The organism is Streptomyces sp. NPDC088910 (assembly GCF_044749865.1).
Taxonomy (GTDB): domain Bacteria; phylum Actinomycetota; class Actinomycetes; order Streptomycetales; family Streptomycetaceae; genus Actinacidiphila.
Genome location: NZ_JBIVIV010000011.1, coordinates 243500 through 265914, shown reverse-complemented (window position 1 = coordinate 265914; position 22415 = coordinate 243500). Strand labels below are relative to the sequence as shown.

The 22415-nt window shown below is 73.4% G+C and carries 12 protein-coding genes and 1 pseudogene; 9 read left to right on the top strand and 4 right to left on the bottom strand.

Annotated elements, in window-relative coordinates; translation table 11 throughout:
- Positions 1 to 70: 70 nt before the first annotated feature.
- From gcl to ACIP4Z_RS25240, 4 genes are all read right to left on the bottom strand, one after another.
- On the bottom strand, positions 71 to 1858 hold the full coding sequence (gene gcl, locus ACIP4Z_RS25255; protein ID WP_401311691.1) for a glyoxylate carboligase: 1788 nt from the start codon (positions 1856 to 1858) through the stop codon (positions 71 to 73).
- Between the two features lie 196 nt (positions 1859 to 2054).
- Entirely contained in the window at positions 2055 to 2801 is a 747-nt protein-coding gene (locus tag ACIP4Z_RS25250; RefSeq protein ID WP_391049440.1) for a hypothetical protein, read from the bottom strand.
- Positions 2802 to 3047: 246 nt separating this feature from the next.
- Positions 3048 to 3947 carry a 2-hydroxy-3-oxopropionate reductase gene (locus tag ACIP4Z_RS25245; protein ID WP_355338928.1) on the bottom strand — a complete coding sequence of 300 codons (900 nt, stop codon included), beginning with the start codon at positions 3945 to 3947 and terminating at the stop codon, positions 3048 to 3050.
- 72 nt (positions 3948 to 4019) lie between these two features.
- Positions 4020 to 4856, bottom strand: coding sequence for a TIM barrel protein (locus ACIP4Z_RS25240; protein WP_355338931.1), 837 nt, complete (start codon positions 4854 to 4856; stop codon positions 4020 to 4022).
- Between the two features lie 732 nt (positions 4857 to 5588).
- On the opposite strand from ACIP4Z_RS25240, the gene ACIP4Z_RS25235 reads away from it, so the two are divergent.
- The 9 genes and pseudogenes from ACIP4Z_RS25235 (at position 5589) to ACIP4Z_RS25195 (ending at position 22385) form a co-directional block, all read left to right on the top strand.
- Positions 5589 to 6635 carry a BTAD domain-containing putative transcriptional regulator gene (locus ACIP4Z_RS25235; RefSeq protein ID WP_401311686.1) on the top strand — a complete coding sequence of 349 codons (1047 nt, stop codon included), beginning with the start codon at positions 5589 to 5591 and terminating at the stop codon, positions 6633 to 6635.
- 5 nt (positions 6636 to 6640) lie between these two features.
- The gene (locus ACIP4Z_RS25230; protein ID WP_401311683.1) at positions 6641 to 8950 is read left to right on the top strand and encodes a TOMM precursor leader peptide-binding protein; all 2310 of its coding nucleotides are present in this window, start codon (positions 6641 to 6643) and stop codon (positions 8948 to 8950) included.
- Positions 8947 to 10998, top strand: coding sequence for a TOMM precursor leader peptide-binding protein (locus ACIP4Z_RS25225; protein WP_401311680.1), 2052 nt, complete (start codon positions 8947 to 8949; stop codon positions 10996 to 10998). Before ACIP4Z_RS25230 ends, ACIP4Z_RS25225 begins: the two co-directional genes overlap by 4 nt.
- Before the next feature lie 178 nt (positions 10999 to 11176).
- Positions 11177 to 12772 carry a nitroreductase family protein gene (locus ACIP4Z_RS25220; RefSeq protein WP_391163597.1) on the top strand — a complete coding sequence of 532 codons (1596 nt, stop codon included), beginning with the start codon at positions 11177 to 11179 and terminating at the stop codon, positions 12770 to 12772.
- A 173-nt stretch (positions 12773 to 12945) separates the two neighbouring features.
- Positions 12946 to 15753 (top strand): lantibiotic dehydratase, encoded by a 2808-nt coding sequence (locus ACIP4Z_RS25215; protein WP_401311675.1) that lies wholly within the window; start codon positions 12946 to 12948, stop codon positions 15751 to 15753.
- Positions 15750 to 16919 (top strand): lantibiotic dehydratase C-terminal domain-containing protein, encoded by a 1170-nt coding sequence (locus tag ACIP4Z_RS25210; RefSeq protein ID WP_401311672.1) that lies wholly within the window; start codon positions 15750 to 15752, stop codon positions 16917 to 16919. The genes ACIP4Z_RS25215 and ACIP4Z_RS25210 overlap by 4 nt, the downstream gene beginning before the upstream one ends.
- 1568 nt (positions 16920 to 18487) lie before the next feature.
- A pseudogene (locus ACIP4Z_RS25205) lies at positions 18488 to 19402 on the top strand (ABC transporter ATP-binding protein); the annotation flags it as partial.
- 125 nt (positions 19403 to 19527) lie between these two features.
- Positions 19528 to 20289, top strand: coding sequence for an ABC transporter permease (locus ACIP4Z_RS25200; protein ID WP_401311669.1), 762 nt, complete (start codon positions 19528 to 19530; stop codon positions 20287 to 20289).
- A complete protein-coding gene (locus ACIP4Z_RS25195; RefSeq protein ID WP_401311666.1) occupies positions 20286 to 22385 on the top strand; it encodes a TOMM precursor leader peptide-binding protein in 2100 nt (699 codons plus the stop codon). The genes ACIP4Z_RS25200 and ACIP4Z_RS25195 overlap by 4 nt, the downstream gene beginning before the upstream one ends.
- Positions 22386 to 22415: the final 30 nt, after the last annotated feature.

Here is a 22415-nt window from a genome sequence, read left to right as displayed (position 1 = left end):
CCCGAAGCCGCGTGACGGCCGGGCCGTGACTGCTGGGCCCGCCGGCCCGTGGACCTCAGACCCGTGGACCTCAGACCCGCAGCGGCACGACCGCCGTGGGCGCGTGGCCCGGCTCGGTGGCCAGCTCCTCGAATTCCACGACGTTGCTGATGTCGGCCGTCGTGCTCATCGAGATGTTGGTGATCCGCTCCAGGATCGCCTCGACCACCACCGGCACCCGGTACTCGGCCGCCAGCTTCTTGGCCTGCTCGAACGCCGCGCCCAGCTCGGCCGGGTCGGTGACCCGGATCGCCTTGCAGCCCAGGCCCTCGACCACCTTGACGTGGTCGACGCCGTAGACGCCCAGCTCGGGCGAATTCACGTTCTCGAACTCCAGATTGACCTGGAAATCGATGTCGAGACCGATCTGCGCCTGCCGGATCAGCCCCAGGTACGAGTTGTTCACCAGCACGTGCACATACGGGATCCGGTGCTGCGCGCCGACCGCCAGCTCCTCCAGCATGAACTGGAAGTCGTAGTCGCCTGACAGGGCGACGACCTGTGCGTCCGGGTCCGCGGTGGCGACACCGAGGGCGGCCGGGATGGTCCAGCCCAGCGGGCCCGCCTGGCCGCAGTTGATCCAGTGCCGGGGGCGGTAGACGTGCAGCATCTGCGCGCCCGCGATCTGCGAGAGGCCGATGGTGGTGACGTACCGCGTCTCGGGGCCGAAGGCCCGGTTCATCTCCTCGTAGACGCGCTGCGGCTTGATCGGGATGTCGTCGAAGTGCGTACGCCGCTGCAAGGTCGCCTTGCGCTCCAGCGTGGAGTCGATCCAGGCGCGGCGGTCGGGCAGCCTGCCCTCGGCCTTCAGCTCGCGGGCGGCCTCTACGAAGAGCGCGAGTGCGGCCTTGGCGTCCGAGGCGATGCCGTAGTCGGGGGCGAAGATCTTGCCGATCTGGGTGGGCTCGATGTCGACGTGCACGAAGGTGCGGCCCGCGGTGTAGACGTCGAGCTTGTAGCCGGTGTGGCGGTTGGCCCAGCGGTTGCCGATGCCGAGGACGAAGTCCGACTCCAGGAACGTGGCGTTGCCGTACCGGTGCGAGGTCTGGAGGCCGACCATGCCCGCGTTCAGCTCGTGGTCGTCGGGGATGGCGCCCCAGCCCATCAGGGTCGGGATGACCGGGGTGCCGGTCAGCTCGGCGAATTCGACCAGCAGGTCGCTGGCGTCGGCGTTGAGGATGCCGCCGCCCGCGACGATCAGCGGGCGCCGCGAGGCCAGCAGCATCGCGAGCGCCTTGTCGATCTGGGCGCGGGACGCGGCGGGCTTGTAGACCGGCAGCGGCTGGTACGTCTCCGGGTCGAACTCGATCTCGGTGAGCTGGACGTCGATCGGCAGGTCGATCAGCACGGGTCCCGGACGGCCCGAGCGCATCAGGTGGAACGCCTGCTGGAAGACGCCGGGGACCTGCGCGGCCTCCAGCACGGTGGTCGCCGCCTTGGTGACCGGCGCGGCGATCGAGGCGATGTCGACCGCCTGGAAGTCCTCCTTGTGGATCACGGAGGTCGGGGCCTGGCCGGTGATGCACAGGATCGGGACGGAGTCGCCGGTCGCCGAGTACAGGCCGGTGATCATGTCGGTGCCCGCGGGGCCCGAGGTGCCGACGCACACCCCGATGTTGCCGGGGCTGGTGCGGGTGTAGCCCTCGGCCATGTGCGAGGCGCCCTCGACGTGCCTGGCCAGCGTGTGGCGGATGCCGCCGGACGCCTTGAGCGCAGCGTAGAAGGGGTTGATCGCGGCCCCGGGCACACCGAAGGCGACGTCGACGCCCTCCAGCTTGAGGATCTCCACGGCCGCGCGGGCGGCGGTCATACGAGGCATGAGGTCCCTCTCCTGCTTCTGTCGGCGACTACTTCCCTCCACGCTTTCCGCTATGTGGAAAAGTAGTTCTGCGATATGGAATGAACGTAAGCCGTGCCGGTGCGCGCGTCAAGAGGCGTCCCGGGCAGCGAAAAGGCGCCCGGCGCGCGGGAATTCGCGCTGCCGGGCGCCTCGGGGCACCGTGAAGGGGGGCGGGTCAGCCGGGGGTGCCGGGGCCCGTCCTGATCAACTCGTCCGCCGCGTCGTTCACCGGCTGCGGGGTGCCGGTCAGGTCCATCACGAACAGCGGTACGCCGAGCTGGTCGGCGCGCAGCCGCGCGTCGTGGGCGTAACCGGCCAGCGAGAAGAAGGCCCCGACCGCGTCCTCGTTGGCGCAGTTCAGCCAGAGGCACTCCACGTCACGGGCCGCGGTGGGCTGCGTGGTCGGGTCGACCTGGGCGACCAGTCCGTCCCCGCGCAGATCGATGCCGTTGGCCGTACGGTCCCCGGCCAGCCGTATCCCGCCGAAGCCCAGCCACTTCAGGAACTGCGCGGCGGCGGTCAGCGCGTCCCTGCCGGTCCTGATCGTGACCGGCCGGAACGGCGGCCGGTCCGTCGGCGGCGGCGGAACCTGCCCGGTGGGCTCGGGCGGCGAATCCGCCTGATGCGCCCCCGCGGGCACGGCCCCGGCCTCCTGCGCGGCCTCGCCCGCCAACGGCAGCCGGATCAGGGCGCCGCAGGCACAGTCGAACTCCGGCTTCGGCCACTCGTCGGCCCGGCCGCAGTCGGGACACCGCAGCCGTACCCACGAGTCGTCCCACGTCTTGTGCCCGATCTGCTCGGGCGCGCCCCCGGACAGCACCGGGAGCGCGAGCGGCGCACCGCACGCGCACGGGAAGGTGGGCGCGGTGTACGTGTGCTCACGGTCGCAGGCCGGACAGCGCACGAGCACCCTCTCTGCCATGTGGACAACTCCCGGTCTGCGGCGGCGGAATGTGCCTATGACAACGTGCACATCCCATAGTGCAGGAGTTTGCCGCACCTGGACCACGGCCGGGAGCACTCCCCGTACGCCAGGGCATGACGGCCTTCCGTGACGAGCGGGCCCGAAGAGAGGAAGAGGGTGGTACCGCCCGGTGGTGCGTTTGGGCGCGACAGGACAAGTCACGCACCACCGGGCGGAGTTCATGGGGTCAGGACATCGGGTGTGTCAGTCCTCGACCGGGAGGCCGGACAGCCGCTCCACACCGCGCAGCAGCGCGGAGTGGTCGAGGCCGCCGTCGCCCTGGGCGCGCAGCGAGGCCACCAGGTTGGCCACCACGGAGCCGACCGGGAGCGCGGCGCCGACGGTACGGGCGGCGTCGGTGACGATGCCCATGTCCTTGTGGTGCAGGTCGATCCGGAAGCCGGGCGCGAATTCGCGCGCGAGGAAGTTGTCCTTCTTACGGGTCAGCACGGTGGAGCCGGCCAGACCGCCGTTGAGCACCTCAAGGGCGGCGTTCAGGTCGACGCCGGACTTCTCCAGGAAGACCACGGCCTCGGCGCACGCCTGGATGTTGACCGCGACGATCAACTGGTTGGCGGCCTTCACCGTCTGCCCCGCGCCGTGCGGGCCGCACAGGATCACCGTCTTGCCGAGCGCGTCCAGCAGCGGCTTGGCCTCGTCGAAGTCGGCCCGCTCACCGCCGACCATGATCGACAGTACGGCCTCGACCGCGCCCGCCTCACCGCCGGACACCGGCGCGTCCAGCACGCGGATGCCCTTGTCCGCGGCGGCCTTCGCCAGGTCCACCGAGGTCTGCGGGGTGATGGAGGAGGTGTCGATGAGCAGCGCCCCCGACCGCGCGTGCGCCAGGATGCCGTCCTCGCCGTACGCGATGGCCTCGACCTGCGGCGACGCCGGGACCATCGTGACGATCACATCGGCGTCCCGTACGGCCTCGGCGATCGACCCGGCGGCCGTGCCGCCGTTGGCCGCCAGCCGCTCCAGCTTCGCCGCCTCCAGCGTGTAACCGGTGACGTCGTATCCGGCCTTGATCAGGTTCTCGGCCATGGGGGAGCCCATGATGCCGAGTCCGATCCAGGCGACCTTGGGAAGGTGGGTGCTCATGGGGTCCTCTCAGGGGATGGTGGGGTACGGGAGCGCGGCCCGCGTGTCGGGGGCGCGCCGCTCCTCGCGCGTCTACGGGCGCGGCCGCCTGCCGGGAATCCAGCCGAAGGCGTTGCCCGAGCCGTCGGCGCCCGGCTTGTACTCCAGACCGGTCCAGCCGGTGTAGCCCGCCTTCCGCAAGCGGCCGAGCAGCTCCTCCAGCGGGAGGGTGCCGGTGCCGGGGGCGCCGCGGCCCGGATTGTCGGCGATCTGGACGTGCCCGGTCCTGTCGGCGTAGCGGTCGATGACCTCCGGCAGGTCCTCGCCGTTCATCGACAGGTGGTACAGGTCCAGCAGGAAGCGCGCGTTGTCCAGGCCGGTGGCGGCGTTGACCCGGTCGACGACCGCGACCGCGGCCGGGGCGCTGACCAGCGGACAGCGCGGTGACTCGGGTGCGTTCAACGCCTCGATGAGCAAGGTGGCGCCGACCCGGTGGGCGGCGCGCGCGGCCAGCACCAGGTTCTCCAGCGCCAGCTCGTCCTGGACCGCCGGGTCGACGCCGTCGACCCGGTTGCCGTACAGCGCGTTCAGCGCGGTGCAGCCGACGGACGCGGCGAAGTCCGCGGCGACGTCGATGTTGGCGCGGAAGCGGTCCGACTCGGCGCCGGGCACCGACAGCGCACCGCGGTCGGGCCCCGGCAGCTCGCCCGCGTAGAAGTTCAGGCCCACGAGCCGGGTCCCGGCCGCTTCGAGCGCGGACCGCAGCCCGTCGAGCCGGGCCTGGTCCGGCGTGGGGTCGTCGGTCCACGGCCACCACAGCTCGACCGCGTCGAAGCCCGCCGCGGCGGCGGCCGCGGGCCGCTCCAGCAGCGGGAGTTCGGTGAACAGGATCGAGAGGTTCACATCGAAGCGCGCGTCGGTGAAGCTCACTAGTGTGCGCCCCTTCCGTATTGCGGAAGTTGTTTTCTGTCTTGTGGAACATTGAATCAGCCCTTCGGCGGCTGTCAAGTCTCCGCGGCCCCGTCCGCCGCCGGTCCGCGCCCCTCCGCCCGTCCGGGCCTTCTCCCGTGCGCGCGTCCGCGTGCGATCCGGTCGGCGGCGCCCCTGCGCAGCTCAGGCCGGGCGCGGGTGTCACGGAATGGCGCTGGTCTATTCCTCTGGCGAGCACGCCCGGTCAAAATCCGACAGAAACTTGACACGTAAATCAAAGTCGACCTCGGGGTGACGGGCATAAAGCCGCCCGGTGAGGGGTAAGGGGAATGCCGCTTTACGCTCCCGCAATACTGCGAAGTATGTCCGATTACTCGCATCCGTACCGGAGGGATACGGTCCGGTGTGTCCCGATTCCGGGAGCGAGTTCACATTTTGGGTACACCGACCCCATCTAACAGACCGGTAACCCGGTGTCACGTGATTTTTCCCTGGACAAGGCAAAGAGTGCTGCCGTACTGTCCTCGGTGACCGCCAATAGGTATGACCCTCAGGGGATTCTGCCTCACTCCGGCCCACTCCCGCCGGGTGTGACAGCGGTCGTAACGGGGCAACGGGGATGGTGGATTGGTGGTCTGGTCCAACGCGCTCGAAAATAGTGCTGGATTACCAACGGCAAAAGGCGATACGCCGCCGCAGGTAGTCCCGCAGACGCGATTCACGGTACTCGGAATGCTGGCCGTCACCGACGGCAGCGAATCCGCGGTGCTTCAGCCGTCGCGGCCCGCCGCACTCCTGGCCGCATTGCTGCTGAATGCCAATTCCGTCGTCTCCGCCGACTTCCTGCAACGCGTCATCTGGGGCGAGGAGACTCCTGCCCAGGCCAAGTCCGCCCTGCACAGTTGCGTCCTGCGATTGCGCCGGCTGTTCGGCAAATACGGGATCGCGGGCAACACCATCGAAGCCGTACCCGGCGGATACCGGCTCACGGCGGACGCCGCGACCCTCGACCTGGTGCAGTTCCGCGAACTCCTCGACCAGGCGTACGCCACCGAGGAGCCCGACGCCGAATTGCGTCTGCTGCGCTCCGCGCTCGCCCTGTGGCAGCCGCCGCTGCTGGCCAACGTCCCCTCCGACCTGCTGCACCGCGACGAACTGCCCCGGCTGCACGAGGAATGGCTGCGCGCGATCGAGCGCGTCTTCGACCTCGAACTGGCATGCGGGCGGCACCGGGAGGCGGTGGCCGAGATCTGGCCGACGGCCCGCGCCCACCCGCTGCACGAGCGGTTCACCGAGCAGTTGATGGAAGCGCTGTACCGCGTCGGCCGCCGCGCCGAAGCGCTCGCCGAGTACCGGCGGGTCAAGAACCACCTCGCCCAGGCCCTCGGCGTGGACCCCGGACCCGGGCTGCAACGCCTCGAACTGGCCATCCTGCGCGGTGAATCCGAGCAGAGCCCGCCGCCGCAGGGCCGGCCGGTGACCCGCGGCGACCCGCGCCCGGCGGCATCCGGAGGCCCGGCGCCGGTCCGTGACGCGGGCGCCGACCCGGTCGCGGGCGAACCCGTCGAGGGCGGTCGCGTCCTGGACAGCCTGGTCGGCGCGGGACTGCTCGAAGAGGGTCCGCGCGGTCTCTACCGGATGCACGAACTCCTGCGGGTGTTCACCCGCGCAGCGGCGGCCGACGGGGTCGGCGGCGCCGCGCCCCCCGGACGCACCGGGCACACCCCCACCCCATCGCAGCGGCCGAGCGCCGTGGAACTGCATCCTACGGAGGCGTGACTGACATGGTGTCACCGTATGACGAGATCGCCGACACCCGGCCGCGGATCCGCCGGGACGTGCTCTACACGCAGACCCCGACCGGCGTGCACTTCCACAACGCGCGCGGCGGCTTCAGCGTCGTCATGCCCTCCGCCTACCGCTTCGCGACGCTGATCGTCCCGCACCTGACCGGCGACCACACCGTGGCCGCGCTCTGCCAGGGCCTCGGCGACAAGCAGCGCGAGATGGTGGTACGGCTGGTAGGCACGCTCTACGCGCGTGGTTTCGCCCGCGACGCCGTCCCCGCGCCGAGCGACACCGAACCGCTCGACCCCGCCGTCATCGAGCGCTTCGCCGCGCAGATCGACTACGTCGACCACTACACCGACGGCGCCGCCGACCGCTTCCGGCGCTTCCGGCAGGCCCGCGTGGCCGTACTCGGCGACGACGCCCTCGCCCGCTGGGCCGTCCTCGGCCTCGTCCGCAACGGCTGCGCCGCCGTCGCCGTGCCGCGCGCCGTCGACAGCCCCGGCAACCGCTTCGCCGAAGTCCTCGACGAAGCAAGGGCGTTGCGCGCCGAGAACTGCCCGGTCGAGCTGGACTGGCTGGACGACCCGGCCGACGCGGAGGGCGCGCCCGGCACATACGGCTGGGAACACCTCGACGGCTACGACACGGTCCTGGTCACCGGCGAACGCGGCCCCCGGCAGATCGCCCGGCTCCTCGACGCGGGCCTGCCCGCCGGCCGACTGCTGCTCCCCGCCTGGACGTTCGGCGAGTCCGTCGTCATCGGCCCGCTCATGGCGACCGACACCGCCGGCTGTTGGACCTGCGCGGCGCTGCGGCTCGGCGCCAACGGCGAGGCGGGCGCCGCGGCCGACCTGTGGAGCGCGGTCGCCCCCGCGGGGCCCCGCGACAGCGCCGCCCCCGCCGTCGGCGGACCGCTCGCCGCGATGATCGGCAACCTCCTGGCGTACGAGGTCTTCCGCCGCACCACCGGCGTCCTCCCGGCCGAGACGGAGAACCAACTCCTCGTCCAGGACATCGACTCGCTCGACACCGTCGCCGAACCGCTGCTCCCGCACCCGCGCTGCCCGCACTGCGGTACGGCGGCGGCCTCGGAGTCGGCCACGGCCTCGGACGCGGCCTCCGCGGACGCCCCGCTCGAACTGGCCGCCCTGGACAGCGAGTCGGCGGCCGAGGTCGGGGCCGCCGCGTCGCCGCTCGGCGGACCCGTCTCGGACGGCGCGGGCGAGGAGGACGCCGCGCAGGCCGCCCTCGCCGAGATCACCGGCCGGTCCGTCCTCGTCCAGCGCAGGACCGGCGTCTTCCAGGCGTACGCCGACGAGGAGTGGGCGCAGACACCGCTGAAGGTCAGCACCGTCGTACTCGGCACCGGACACCGCGCCCGGCGGGAGATCACCGCCTTCGACGTCCACCATGTCGCGGGCGCCCGGCTGCGGGCGCTGTACCGGGCGGCCGAGGTCTACGCGGAGCACGTCGTGCCCGTCCAACAAGCTTTGTCCGGAGTGGAGTTGGAGGCGGCGCGCGGCAAGTGGCGGTCCGTCGACCCGGCCGCGCTGAGCATCACCAGCGGACTCGGCACCGCGGCCGCGCTGGTCCCGCGCTGGTGCGCGGCCACCTCGCTGCTCAGCGGCGAGACGCTGCTGGTGCCCGCGGCGGCGCTGCGGCCGTTCGGCCCCGACAACCGCGAGCGGATCGTGGAGGCCACCTGCGCGGGCACCGGCGCGGGCGGCACCGCGGCCGAGGCCGCCACCCGAGGTGTGCTCACCGCGCTCGCCCACGACGCGCTGCGCCGTGCCGTCGGCGGATCGCTCGCCGTACAGCACGTCCCCACCGCCGAGTTGGAGGGCGCGGACGCCGAACTCACCTTCCTCGCCCGCTCGGCCGCCGGGCTCGGCGTCGACCTGGAGATCCTCGACCTCGGCGCCCATGAGGAGCGCGTCCTGCCGGTCGTGCTGGCCCGCGCCGCCGATCCGGCGACCGGACAGGCCCGTTGGGCGGTGGCGGCGGGGGTGCGCTGGCGCGACGCGGCGCTCGACGCCGTACGCGACCTGCTCGGCGCCGTGCAGGTCGGCGGCGCGCCCGACGCGGGCGACCCGCTGCTGGCCGACCTCGCCCCCGGCGCCGTCGCGGTGACCGCCGAGACCCGCGCCGACCTGGCCGCCGCCACCGACTGGCCCACGGTCGCCGACCGCCTCCGCGCCACCGGCCGCGACCTGCTGACCGCCCCCACCCACGCCCCCGACCTGGCCGCGGGCCGCGTCCACACCACCCGCGTCCTGCTCACCACCGCCCCGGACCGGCCATGACCGCGGATCTCCTCGCGGACGCGTGCACGGCCCTGGCCGATCGCCTCACCGCCGGCCTGGCGGCCCACGCGCCAGTCGCCGACCCAGCCGCCGGGCCCGCCGGGACCGGTACGCCGGTGGCGGTCGGTGCTCGTGGTCAGGCCAGTGGCGTCGCCGTCGCCGCCGGTCCGGCCCCGGCGCGGGCCGTACCGGCCGTGGTGGTCAGCGCGCTCGGTGTCCGTGACGAACTGACGCCGCCCGCGCGCGACTTCGACGGTCCGTCGACCGAGACCGTCGGCGTACGCGTCTACGGGCACCACACCGTCGTCGGTCCCTTCGCGCCCGGCGGCCGGGCCGGGTGCGGGCGGTGTCTGGCGCGGCGGTGGCAGAGCGTCCGGGCGCGGGCGCTGCGGGAGGCGCTGGAGACGGGTACGGGCACGCGCGCCGCGGGACGGCCGCCGCGGGCCACGGCCTTCGGAGTCGACGGCCTCGCCGCGCTCATCGCGGCCCACCACCAGCGGGGCGGGGCAGGAGGCGGGAAGACCGGCGGCGACAGCCGTCTGCCGTACGCGTTCCTGGTCGACATGGAGACCCTGCGCGTCACCCGCTTCGCCTTCGTGCCGGACGCCGAGTGCCCCCAGTGCGGGGAGCGCGCCGCCGATACGGCCGAGGGCGCGCGGATCGGCTTCGCGCCGTCGCCGAAGCCCGCGCCGGACGTGTTCAGGGCGCGGCCCGCGGACGACTACGACGTGCCGTTCGAGGCGTTCGTGAACCCGGCGGCGGGCATGCTCGGCCCCTCGGTCGTGCCCGATCTGATCTCGGCGTCCACGTCCTCGACGGTCGGCTCCTTCCTCCTGCGATCCGGCGACTATCTGCGCGAGTGCTTCTGGGGCGGCCACACCCCGCGCTACCGCTCCAGCGAACGCGTCGGCCTGCTCGAAGGACTTGAGCGCTTCGCCGGGATGCGCCCGCGCGGCAAACGGACGGATGTCACCGCCGCGTACAGCGAACTCGCCAGCGACGAGGCCGTGTTGGACCCGCGCACCTGCGGCCTGTACACCGACGACTTCCACCGCGCCGAGCCCGGCGTACGCCCCTTCGACCCCGAGCGGCCGATCCCCTGGGTGTGGGGCTGGTCGCTGCGCGACCAACGGCCGGTGCTCGTACCGGAGATCCTGGCGTACTACCACGCGCCCGGCGGCCTGGAGAACCGCTTCGTGCAGGAGAGCTCCAACGGCTGCGCGTCCGGCGGGAGTCTGGCCGAGGCCGTGTACTTCGGGCTGATGGAGGTCGTCGAGCGTGACGCGTTCCTGCTCGGCTGGTACGCGAAGGCGCCGCTGCCCGAGATCGACGCGAGCGGCAGCGGCAGCCCCGAGACCCGCGCGATGATCGACCGGCTCGCGATGTACGGCTACCGGGCCCGGTTCTTCGACACCCGCGTCACCTTCCCGATCCCGGTCGTCACGGCCGTCGCGGAACGGATCGACGGCGGCCTCGGCCGGCTCTGCTTCGGCGCGGGCGCGGGCCTCGACCCGGAGGCGGCGCTCGCGGCCGGACTGTGCGAGATCGCCACCGACGCGGTCAACCTGCGCCGCAGGACCGCCCGCGACGAGCCGCGACTGCGCGCCCTGGCCGCCGACTTCGACCGCGTCCAGGTGCTGCACGACCACCCGCTGCTCTACGGGCTGCCCGAGATGGCCGTCCACGCCGACTTCCTGCTGCGCGGCGACGACCGGCCGCGCGTGGCGCTGGGCGACCTCACCACGACCGGGGTCGGCGCCGTACCGCCCGCCGACGACCTCGCCGACGACGTCACCGCCTGCGTCGAGGCGGTCGCCAAGGCCGGGTTCGACGTCATCGCCGTCGACCAGACCATGCCGGAACAGCGGGCCCTCGGCTTCCACACGGCCGGAGTCATCGTGCCGGGTCTGCTGCCCATCGACTTCGGCTGGCGCCGCCAACGCGCACGCCATATGAGCAGGACGCGGACCGCGCTGCGGGAAGCGGGGCTGCGCGAGCGGGACTTGACGGCCGACGAACTCAACCAGGCCCCGCATCCGTTCCCTTGAGCCGCCCGCCGTCCCCGCGGCCTCACGGAGACCGAGACCGAGACCGAAACAGAGCACCGAGCCCCGACCCGAGACCCCGACCGAGCCCCGAGCCCCGAGACCTGAGCCCCGAGCCCCGAGACCTGAGCCCCGAGCCCCGAGACCTGAGCCCCGACCGTCGACCGAGAGAGGAACGCCCGTGGGATTCGCCCATGAGTACGCGACCGCCATCGTCCGGCGGGGCCGGTATCCCATGGAACCCGCCGACTTCGTGCCCGACTGGGCGGACCGGCCGAGGAAGGGCAAGCACTTCCCCGGCGCGGAGACCTTTCCGCTCCCGCGCGACGAGGCACCGGCCGAAGCCACCGTCCAGCAGGGCCTGTTCGGCCCGCGCGGCACCGGCGCCTTCACCCTGCCGCTGCTCGCGGGGATGCTCCAGGAGTCCTACGGCCTGGTCGGCAGGCGTCTTGCCGTACAGGCCAACTCCGACCTCGGCACCCTGCCGATGTACACCCAGGCCAACTGGTCGCGCGGCACCGCGTCGGGCGGCGGCCTCTATCCGATCGGCGTGCACTGGGTCAGCGGCCCCTCCGGCCCGCTCACACCCGGCGTGTACTACTACTCGACGCCCCACCACCACATGCGGCGGCTGCTCGCCGGGGACGCCACGGGGGAGGTCCGGGCCGCGCTCGGCGGCCGACTCGGCGCGGACTGCGACCAGTTCCTCGTCCTCGGCGTGCGCTTCTGGCAGAACGCCTTCAAGTACAACAGCTTCAGCTACCACGTCGTCACGATGGACATCGGCGCGCTGCTCCAGACCTGGCGGATCTGGGCGCGGGCCCGCGGACTGCACATCGGCGCCGCGCTGTGGTTCGACGAGGCCCGGCTCGGACGGCTGCTCGGCCTCGGCCAGGACGAGGAGGGCGTCTTCGCCGTCGTACCGCTGACCTGGGACGGCGCCCCGTCGGCGGCCCCGGCGCTGCCGGCCGGCGACCCGCCGACCGCGCCACGGGTCCGCCACGCCGACCAGGAGCGCTCCCGCACCACCATGACGTTCGAGACCGTACGCCGGATGCACGCGGCGACCCTCGACGGCGCCGCGGACCGACCGGCCCCCGGAACGCTGGACACCGCGCTCGCGCTGCCCGTGCCCGAGGGCGGCGAGCGGACCGCGCTGCCTGCCCCCCGGCCCCTGGACACCCCCGTCGGGCAGGCGCTGCGGGCCCGGCGCAGCAGCTTCGGCCGCTTCCAGGCCGTCCGCCCGCTGCCCGCCGACGCGCTGTCGACCGTACTGGCCGCGGTCGACGCGGCGAGCAGCCTCGACACCGACACCGAGACCCCCGGCGCCCCACCCCTCAGCCGCGCCTACGTCTTCGTCAACCATGTGGCGGGCATCGCGCAGGGCAGTTACCTCTACGACCGGGAGGACCGTTCGCTGCGGCTGGTCAAGGCCGGTGCGCCGGGTGAATTCCTCCAGCGCAACTACTTCCTCGCCAACTACAACCTGGAGCAGGCGGGGGCGGTGATCGTGCCCGTCGCCCGCACCACCGCCGTGCTCGACGCGGTCGGCGACCGCGGCTACCGGCTGGTCAACGCCGTGATCGGCGCCGTCTCTCAGGCCGTCTACACCGCGTCCGCCGCGGCCGGGCTCTCCTGCGGCGTCGCGCTCGGCTTCGACGCGATCTCCTTCACCGAGGAGCTGGCGCTCGACCGGACCGGTGAAGTGCCGCTGCTGATCATGATGATCGGCCACGAACGGCCCCGCCCGGCCGACTTCCGCTACGAGATCGCCTGACCGGGCGGCAACGGCCGCTGACGGCGGCCGAGTCCAGAACCCCGCACGACCCCGCACGACCTCACACGGCCCCAGGGCCCGAGGGACCGCAGAACCTTACGACCTCAGGGCCTTACGACCGCAGAGCCCGAGGACCGCAGGGGCCTTACGACCGCAGGACGGAAAGGAGCGGCATGAGCGTCATCGCCGACGCGCAGGACACCGAGGCGCCACGGAGCTGGCTGCTGCACCGCCGCTTCATGCTGCGGTTGGCGGGACTGCCGGTCGAGGCCGTCCACCGGCTGCGCTGCCCCGACACCCGGCGCTGGGCCGACCGCGTGCTCGCCGCCGAGGAGCGACTGGCCGCGCTCGCCGCCGAGTTGAGCGACCCGCTGACCGTCCTGGTCAAGGCCACCGAGGACGATACCGAGCGGCGCGCCGTGCTCGCGCTGCGCCGCCAGGTCTTCAACGACCGGCTGCCGCGCGACCCGGACGCCGTACGGGACCTCGCCGCCGCGCTCGGCGGCCCGACCGGCGAACTCCTCACCGACTGGCTGGAGTCCCGGCTCGGGCTTGAGCAACTGCGCGGCGATGGTGGCCCGTTGCTCGACCGGGACCTGGCCGCGAGCCGCGCGGAGCTGCGCGGCCTCGCGGGCGAGGAGCGGCTGCGGCTCGCCCTCGCCCTGGCCTCGCCGACGCTGGACGGCCAGCTCGACGCGTTCATCGCCGACCGCGCCGCCGTACCGGACAAGCGGACCAGGAAGAAGGAGCGCTCGCTGCTGGCGTACCTCTACAGGACCGCCTGCAAGACCAGCCCGTTCAGCACCTTCACCGCCGTTGCCGAGGGCCGGTTCCGCGAGGTCGGGCCCGAGGTGCGGACCGGCGGCGACTGGACCAGCCACCCCCGGCTGAACGTCGTGGTGCTCGCCAGGCTCGCCGAGCTGATCGGCGCCGACGACACGCGGCGCGGCGACCTTCCCGTCGCCCTGTCGGCGGGCTGGGAACTGGACGAGAACCGGATCCGCTACGTACGCCGCTCGGTCACCGCGGGCGACGACAGCGCCGCCGTCAGCTTCGACGCGGCCCACGACCGGCTCTTCTTCCTGCGCCACAGCGACATCCTGGAGCGGATGATCGCCCTCTTCCACGGCGAAAAGCCCGTCAGATACGCCGAGTTGACGGCCTGGCTGGCGGCGGAGACCGGAGCGAGCCGGGACGAGGCGGCGCACTACGCCGCGACCCTGCTCGACCTCGGCATCCTCCAGATGACCGGCCTCGCCACCGATGTGCACGCCCCCGACCCGCTGCGGTCCTTCCAGAGCGCGCTGCGCGGCCTCGGCCGCGACTGGGCCGACGCCGTCGCCGACCGGCTCGACGCCCCGGCCGCCCGCGTCGACGCCTGGGCCACCGCCGACGTACCCGCCCGGCGCGCGCTGCTCGCCGGGCTGCGCCGCGACCTGACCGCGCTCCAGACCGAACTGGGCGCCGCCGCGCCGTCGTTGCCGCAGACCCTGCTCTACGAGGACGTCCGCGAGGACGCGGTCGAGGCCGACGTCACGCAGTGGACGGAGCTGGCCGCCGCGCCGCTGCACGCCCTGACCGGCATGCTGCCCGCCTTCGACGTGGCCCTCCCGCAGCGCCTGGTCCTCAAGGGCTTCTTCCTGGCCCGCTACGGCCGCGGCGGCCGGTGCGACGACCTGCTGCGGCTCGTCCACGACTTCCACGAGGACATCTTCACGCAGTACCTCCAGTTCACCTCGATGAAGTCGCCCTGGGCGGCCGACGGCGGCCACGCGCCGGAGGAGAACTGGCTCGGCATGCCCGAGGTCACCGCGGTGGACCGGGCCCGCGCCGAATTCACCCGCCGGATGCGCGACGCCTGGGCCGCGTACGCGGCGGCGCCCGGCGGCGAACTGCGCCTGGACGAGGACACGGTGGCCGCCGTCACCGCCGAACTCGCCCCGCTGGGCACGTCCTTCGCCCCGCACAGCCACTTCCTGCAACTCGCCCGCCGCCCCGAGGACCCGCTGGTGGTGCTCAACAACTCCTACGGCGGCCTGTCCTTCCCCTTCACCCGCTTCACGCACTGCTTCGACGCGGCACCCGAGAGCGGCGGCGCGGCGGCACCCGGCGGCGACCCCGCACCCGGCGGCCTCACCGACCGGCTGCGCGAGACCCTGCGCGAATGGCAGCCGCCCGGCGCGGTGTTCGCCGAGATCACCGCCGGGTCCGCCACCACCAATCTCAACCTGCACGGACGGCTCACCGACCACGAGATCGTCTGCCCCGGCGAGAGCAGCACCGTGCCCGCCGCCGGCCGGATCGACCTGGACGACCTGTACGCGGAACACGACCCGGTGGACGACCGGCTGGTGCTGCGGTCCCGGCGGCTCGGCCGCGAGGTCGTCCCGCTCTACCTCGGCTACCTCGTCCCGATGGTGCTGCCCGAGGTGCCGCGCACGCTGCTGCTCTTCTCGCCGACCTCCCGCGCGGCGGTCGACGTGTGGCGCGGTGTACCCGCGGGCCCCGAGCGCGACGGCGTCACCGCGCGGCCCCGGGTCCGCTTCCGGAGCCTGGTGCTGCACCGCAGGTCGTGGACGGCGGCGCCCGGCGCGCTGCCCGCCCGTGAACCGGGCCTGGACGAGGCCGGGTTCTATCTGCGCTGGCAGCGATGGCGGCGCGACCACGGTCTGCCCGACCGGGTGTTCGCCACCGTCCACGAGGAGAAGGCCGACGACGCGAGCGGCTTCGGCGCGGTCTTCGGCGGCTCCAAGCCGCAATTCGTCGACTTCGACAGCCCGTTGTCACTGATCGCGCTCGACGGGCTGACCGGCGGCGGCCGTACCAGGACCGTCTTCGAGGAAATGCTGCCGGGCGAGCAGGAGTTGCACGTCCGCTCCCCGCGCGGCCACCACGTGGCGGAACTGGCCGTCGAAATCGTCCCCCGCGCGGCGGAACCGGCTGCGGCGGGCCACCACGGAAGGCAGGACAGCTCCGTATGACCACCTCCGGGGCGCGATCCGCCCCCGTCACCGGCCCGCGCTCGACACCGCGGTCCGCGCCCGAATCCGCGGCCGTGCCCGCACCGGCAGGCGCTTCGGGGCGCGGCGACTGGCAGGCGTTCCACGTCTTCTACGCCGCCAGCCCCCGCCCCTTCCTGCTCCAGTGCGTGCGCCCGCTGGTCGAAGGGCTCACCCGCGACGGCCTGTTGAGCGGCTACTTCTTCATCAACTACTGGCTGGAGGGCCCGCACATCAGGGTGCGGCTGCGCCCCTCGTCACCGCAGGCCGCACCCGTGGTCACCGCGCGCGCCGCCGCCGCCGTCGATGCCTTCCTGCGCAAGCGCCCCGCGCTCTACGAGGTCAAGGGCGGCTTCCTCGCCGACCTGTACAACACCCTCTTCGAGCTGGAGTTCCCCGGCGGCGAGCGCAACGGCCTGGTCGACGAGGAGGGCCGCATGCGCCTGCGGCCCAACAACTCCTTCAGCCCCGAGCCCTACGAGCCCGAGTACGGGAAGTACGGCGGCCCGGCCGGGGTCGAACTGGCCGAGTGGCACTTCCAGCGCTCCAGCGACCTGGTCATCGACGCGCTCGCCACCATGAACCTGCACCTGCGGACCGTACTGCTGGGCGTATCGGCCCAGTTGATGATGACCATGTCCGGGTGCCTGCTGCGCGACGACACCGCGCTGCTGGAATTCCTCGACCGCTACCACGAGTTCTGGAACTCCGCGTTCTCCGGCACCAACTACACGGCCCAGGACGGCTACGACCGCGCCTACGGCACGATGGAGGCGCTGCCCCAGCGCTTTCAGGAGATCCGCGCGGCGGTCGCGGAACCCGCGCCCGAGCGGCTGCCGACATTCCTCGCCGGGTGGGCCGAGCACTGCCTGGAGCTGCGCGAACGCGTCGTGGCCCTGGCGGACGGCGGCGACCTGGTCTTCCGCTCCTGGGACGGCACCCGCGACCTGCCGGTCACCGACCCCGGCCAGGCGCTGCCGATGCTGCTGTCGCCGTACATGCACATGACCAACAACCGGCTGTCGGTCACCGTCCGCGACGAGGCGTTCTTGTCGTACGTCCTGGCCCGCGCGCTGCGCGAGCCCCGGACGCCGCCCGGCGCCGACTCCGACGGCCGGTCCGAGCCGCAGCCCTCGGCGGCGCCATGACCACCGGCGGCCTGCTCGAACTGCGGCCCGCGCTGCGCCCCGGCATCCTGGTCGGCCCCGCCCTGATGCGCGGCCCCGCCCTCGTCCATCTGCTCAAGGACCCGGTCACCGGGGTACGGCTCGAAGTCGGCGCCAAGGAGCACTTCATCATCGCCCGGCTCGACGGCAGCCGGTCGCTCGCCGAGATCGGCGCGGAGTACGCGGACCGGTTCGGCGCGCGGCTCGGCGACGCGCAGTGGCAGCAGATGCTGCGCTTGCTGTCGACCCGTCAGCTCCTCGACGGCGGCGGCCGACCGGTCGTCGTGCCCGTCGCCAGTGCCGAACCGGCCTTCAAGTCAACGCTGTTGAGCGGGAAGACGCGCATGGTCGCGGACGCCCCCGCGCTCATGGACGCCCTGCACGGCGCCACCGCCTTCGCCCGCAGGCGCGCCGTCCTGTTCCCGCTGCTCGCGCTGGCCGTCGCCGTCCTCGCCCTCGTCGGCCTCCGCTTCGGCCAACTGGCCGACCAGACCGGGCGCCTGTACGACCAGCCGGTCGCGCTCGCCGCCGTCGGCTGTGTGCTGTGGGTCAGCCTCGGCCTGCACGAACTGGCCCACGGGCTGGTCGCGCGGGCGTACGGGCTGCGGGTCGGGGAGATCGGGCTCCGCCGGGTCTGGGGCTTCATGACGTACCTCTACTGCGAGGTGCACGACGTCCAGTTCCTCGACCGGCGCGGCCGTCAGGTCGCCGTCGCGGCGGCGGGCGCCGTCATGAACCTCCTCTTCCTCGCGCCGTTCTGGCTCGTCTGGGCCCTCCTGCCGGAACACGCCCAGGCCCTCCCCTTCTTCGGCGGCCTCATCCTCCTCGGCACCGCCATGGCCCTGCTCAATCTCCTGCCGCTCCCGCCGCTCGACGGCTACAAAGCCCTCGGTTACACCCTGGGCACGCTCCAACTGGCCACCGAGAGCCGCCAGTTCCTTGGCGTGGCCGCGCGTGCCCCGCTCGGGCGGAGGGCCGACTCCGGCCGGGACGGCGCGGCTGCCGCCGCCGCGACGACTGGCCGAGTGCCCGGCTCCGGCCGGAACGCCCGCGCGCGGCTCGCCGCCTATCCCACGCGGCTGCGCGTCATCTACGGCGGATACGCCGCCTGTTGCGCGGTGCTGGCCCTGGCGGCGCTCGCCGTGGCCGGACTGCTGTGCCGCGCGGCGCTGCCGGACGACTGGCGCACCTGGACCCCGTACCTCCCGGTGGCCCTGGTCGCCGCGGCCCTCCTCCTGCGCCTGCTCGGCCTGCGCGCCGCGGCCGTGCGCGAGGCGGCGCTCGCGCGCCGGACGCCGGGGGAGACGGCCGACCTCCGGCCGGACGGCGGCTCCGCGACGACCGCTACGGGCGCCGTCGGCGCGGGAGCGTCGGCGCCCACCGGCTCCCCGGCCGCGCGGCGGGCGTCCGCGGCCGACGGGGCGCGGCCGTCCGGCGTGGCGCACGCCCTGCCGTCGTCCGCGACGACCGCTACGGGCGCCGCGGAGGGCGCGAAGGACTTTGAACGGCCCGCGTCAGCGGGGACACCTCAGGAGCGGGAGAAAGGCGACATGAAACGAACCGCACGTCCGACGGGGCCGGCGATCGAACTGGTCGGGGTCAGCAAGCGGTACGGCGAGGTGCACGCGCTCGACGGGGTGTCGCTGACGGTCGAGCAGGGCGAGTTCTTCGGCGTTCTCGGGCCCAACGGGGCCGGAAAGACCACGCTCGTGGAGATCGTGGAGGGGATGCGGAAGGCGGACGCGGGCAAGGTCGCCGTGTTCGGCCAGAGCCCGTGGCCGCGGAACATCGCGCTGCTGCGGCGGATCGGGGTGCAGACCCAGGCGTCGGCCTTCTTCACACGGCTGACCGCGTGGGAGCACCTGGAGACGGTCGCCGCGCTCCAGGGCGTGGACCGCGCCGCCGCGCGGCACGCGATGGACCTGGTCGGGCTGCGGGACAAGGAGCGCAGCCGGGTCGACGACCTGTCGGGCGGCCAGCGGCAGCGCCTGGCGCTGGCCACCGCGCTGGTCCACGAGCCCGACCTGATCTTCCTCGACGAGCCGACCGCCGCGCTCGACCCCGAGGCGCGCCGCGCCCTGTGGTCGGTGCTGCGGGACCTGCGCGGCGAGGGCCGCACCATCGTCTACACCACGCACTACCTGGACGAGGCGGAGGCGCTGTGCGACCGGGTGGCGATCATCGCCGACGGCCGCGTCGTGGCGCTCGACAGCCCCGGCTCGCTGATCAGGTCGATGGCCGCGCCCGCGCGGCTGCTGATCCCCGCCGGCCGGATCACGCTCGACCAGGCGCGCGCCGTCGAGGGCGTCGACCGGGCGTTCCTGGAGGGCGCCGAGGTCGTCGTCGAGACCCGGCACGCCAACCGGGTGCTGGTCGCGCTCGGCGAGTTCGTCGACATGGACGCGATCCAGACCAGGACCGCGACCCTGGAGGACGCGTATCTGCGGCTGACGGGACCGGGCGCCGGGGGAGCCGGAAAGGCGGAAGCCTCGGGCCCCGACACCGGGACCGGCCCCGACACCGGCCCCGGTCCCGACCTCGACACCGGGACCGCCACCACGACGGCCGCCGTCGGAACGGAGCACCGTCCATGACCACCACCACCGCCTACTCCGCGCTGACCAGGGCCACATACCTGGCGTCGATACGCGACCGCACCACCGTCTTCTTCACCTTCGCCTTCCCGCTGGTCTTCCTGGTCGTCTTCGGTCTGCTCTTCCGCGGCCAGTCGGTCGACGGGGGCCTGGCGTACATCAACTACGTGGCACCCGGCGTGCTCTCGTGGGGCGTCGGCAACGCGGCGCTGTTCGGCCCGGCCTTCGCGCTGATGCACTGGCGGCGCGACGACATCCTGCGGCTGATCTGGCGTACGCCCACGCCGCTGCCCACCGTCCTCGCCTCGCGCTTCGTGGTCGCCGTCGTGGTCGGTCTGTCGCAGGCGGTGCTGTTCACGGCGGTCGCGCTGCTGCCCTTCTTCGGCCTCCACCTGGACGGGAGTTGGCCGCTCGCGCTGCCGCTGCTGTTCTTCGGCGTCGCCGCCTTCCTGGCGATGGGCCTGGTCGTCGGCAGCCTCGCCGACACCCCGGAGGCGGTCGCCGCCATCGCCAACTGCGTGATGGTCCCGATGGCGTTCCTGTCCGGCTCCTTCTACCCGGCGGACCTGCTGCCCGGCTGGATCCAGACCATGTCGTGGGTGCTGCCGCTGCGTTACCTCGACCACGGCCTCACCGATGTGCTGGCGGGGCGCGCCGACTTCGCCTCGCTCGCCGTCGACTGCGGCGGCCTGGCCGCCTTCACCGTCGTCTTCGGGCTGATCGCCGCCCGCACCTTCCGCTGGAGCAACCGGACATGAGCCTCGACACCGCGGTACGGCCCGCTCACGTGCCCGAGATTCCCGGGCAGACGCCGCTGGAGTCCGCGGGCCGCGACCTGGAACGACGGCTGGCCGCGCGAGCCGCCCGCGCCGCCGCGCCCGCGCCCGGGACCGCCGTCGTCGGCGGCACCGATGTGCTGCGCCCGGAACCGGCCGAGACCGCGGGGCGGCGCGCCCGCGCCACCGTGCACCTGACCGCCGACGCCGTGCTCCTCGGCCCCTGGGGCGGCTCGCCTGCCGAGGCCGCCTGCGGCACCTGCCTGGCCATCCGCTGGCAGCGGCTGCGCACCCGTACCGAACGCGAGGCGCTGGAGACGGGCCTCGCCCGTACCGCCGCCGGGCGCTGGCCCGTGCTGCCCGACTTCACGGTCGACGCGGTCTGGGCCCTCTACGAACTGACCCTCGGGCGGAAGGCGGGGACCGGTTCGGAGACCGGGGCGGAGACGGGGGCCGGGACCGGCGGCCACGACCTGCCCCGGGTCACCCGGTACGACCTGGAGACCGGCCTCGTCCAGACCGTGCCGCTGCTCGCCGATCCGCTGTGCCCGCACCCGCACGGCGCCGCGCCCGCGACGACCGCACCGACCCGGCCCGACCTGCCAGCACCCGACGCGGCGGGCCTCGACGTACCCGCCGCCGACGTATCCGGCACCGGCCCGTCCGGGCCCGGGCACTTCCTCGCCACCGGGCCGGAGGCCGAGCCCTTTCCCGTCTCGCGGCACAAGCCCACCCCCGACAGCTACCGGCTGCGGTCGCCCGGCGCGTACGCCCTGCCGACCGCCGCGCTCGCCAACCCCGTGTGCGGGGTGCTCGGCGCGGGCACCTGGAGCGATGTCACCTCGCCGACCACCGCGCCCGTCGCGGGCAGCGTCTTCATGCGCGGTTACGCTGGCCTGACCGACGTCACGTGGAGCGGCCAGGCCAACTCCTTCGCGCACAGCAGGGACTTGGCGTTCCTCGAAGGGCTGGAGCGGTACGCGGGCACCCATCGCAGGGAGACCGGCGGCATCGTCACCGACTCGTACGACAACCTCGGCGACGCGGCCCTCGACCCGCGCGACTGCGGGCTCTACACGCCGGAGACCTACGCCGCCGACCCGATGATCGCGCCCTTCGACCCGGCGCGGCCGATCCCGTGGGTACGCGGCTGGTCGCTGCGCGACGAGCGGGAGGTGCTGGTGCCGGCCCGGCTGGTCTACTACAGCGCGGGCACCGCCGCCGACCACTTCGTCTTCGAGTGCTCCAACGGCTGCGCGATCGGCAGTTGCCTGGAGGAGGCCGTGCTGTTCGGCCTGCTCGAACTCATCGAGCGCGACGCGTTCCTGCTCGGCTGGTACGGCAACGCCCGGCTCACCGAGATCGACCTCGGCTCCTGCCGCAGCCCGGTGGTGCGCGCCATGACCGACCGGGCGGCGCTGTGCGGCTACGACGTGCACGCCTTCGACAACCGCATCGACCTCGCCGTGCCGGTCGTCACCGGCCTCGCCGTCCGCCGCGACGGCGGCCCCGGCACGCTCGCCTTCGCCGCGGGCGCCGCCTTCGACCCGGAGACCGCGGTGGAGTCGGCGGTCTCCGAGATCCTGACGTATCTCCCGCACCTGCCACGGCAGGTGACGGAGCGTCCGGCCGAACTGGAGGCGATGGCCGAGGACTTCGACCTGGTCCGCCGACTCCCCGACCACGCGGCCCTGTTCGGCCTGCCGCGGATGAGGGAGCACGTCGGCAGCTACCTGGAGCCGCCCGCCGTACGGCCGTTGGACGAGGTCTACGCACGGTGGGAGCGGGACCGGCCGCGCGGGCTCGACCTGCGCGACGACGTCCTGTGGTGCCGGGACGAACTGGCGCGCGCCGGATGCGATGTCGTGGTGGTCGACCAGACCACCCCGGAGCAGCGGCGGATGGGCCTGCGGACGGTCTGCACGCTCGCGCCAGGTCTGCTGCCGATCGACTTCGGCTGGCCGCGGCAGCGCGCGCTGACCATGCCCCGGCTGCGTACCGCACAGCGCCGCGGCGGCCTGCGCCCCGACGACCTGCGCGACGACGAGGTGCGCCGCGTGCCGCACCCGTTCCCGTAGGAACCCGCAGGAACCCTGAGGAATCTCCGA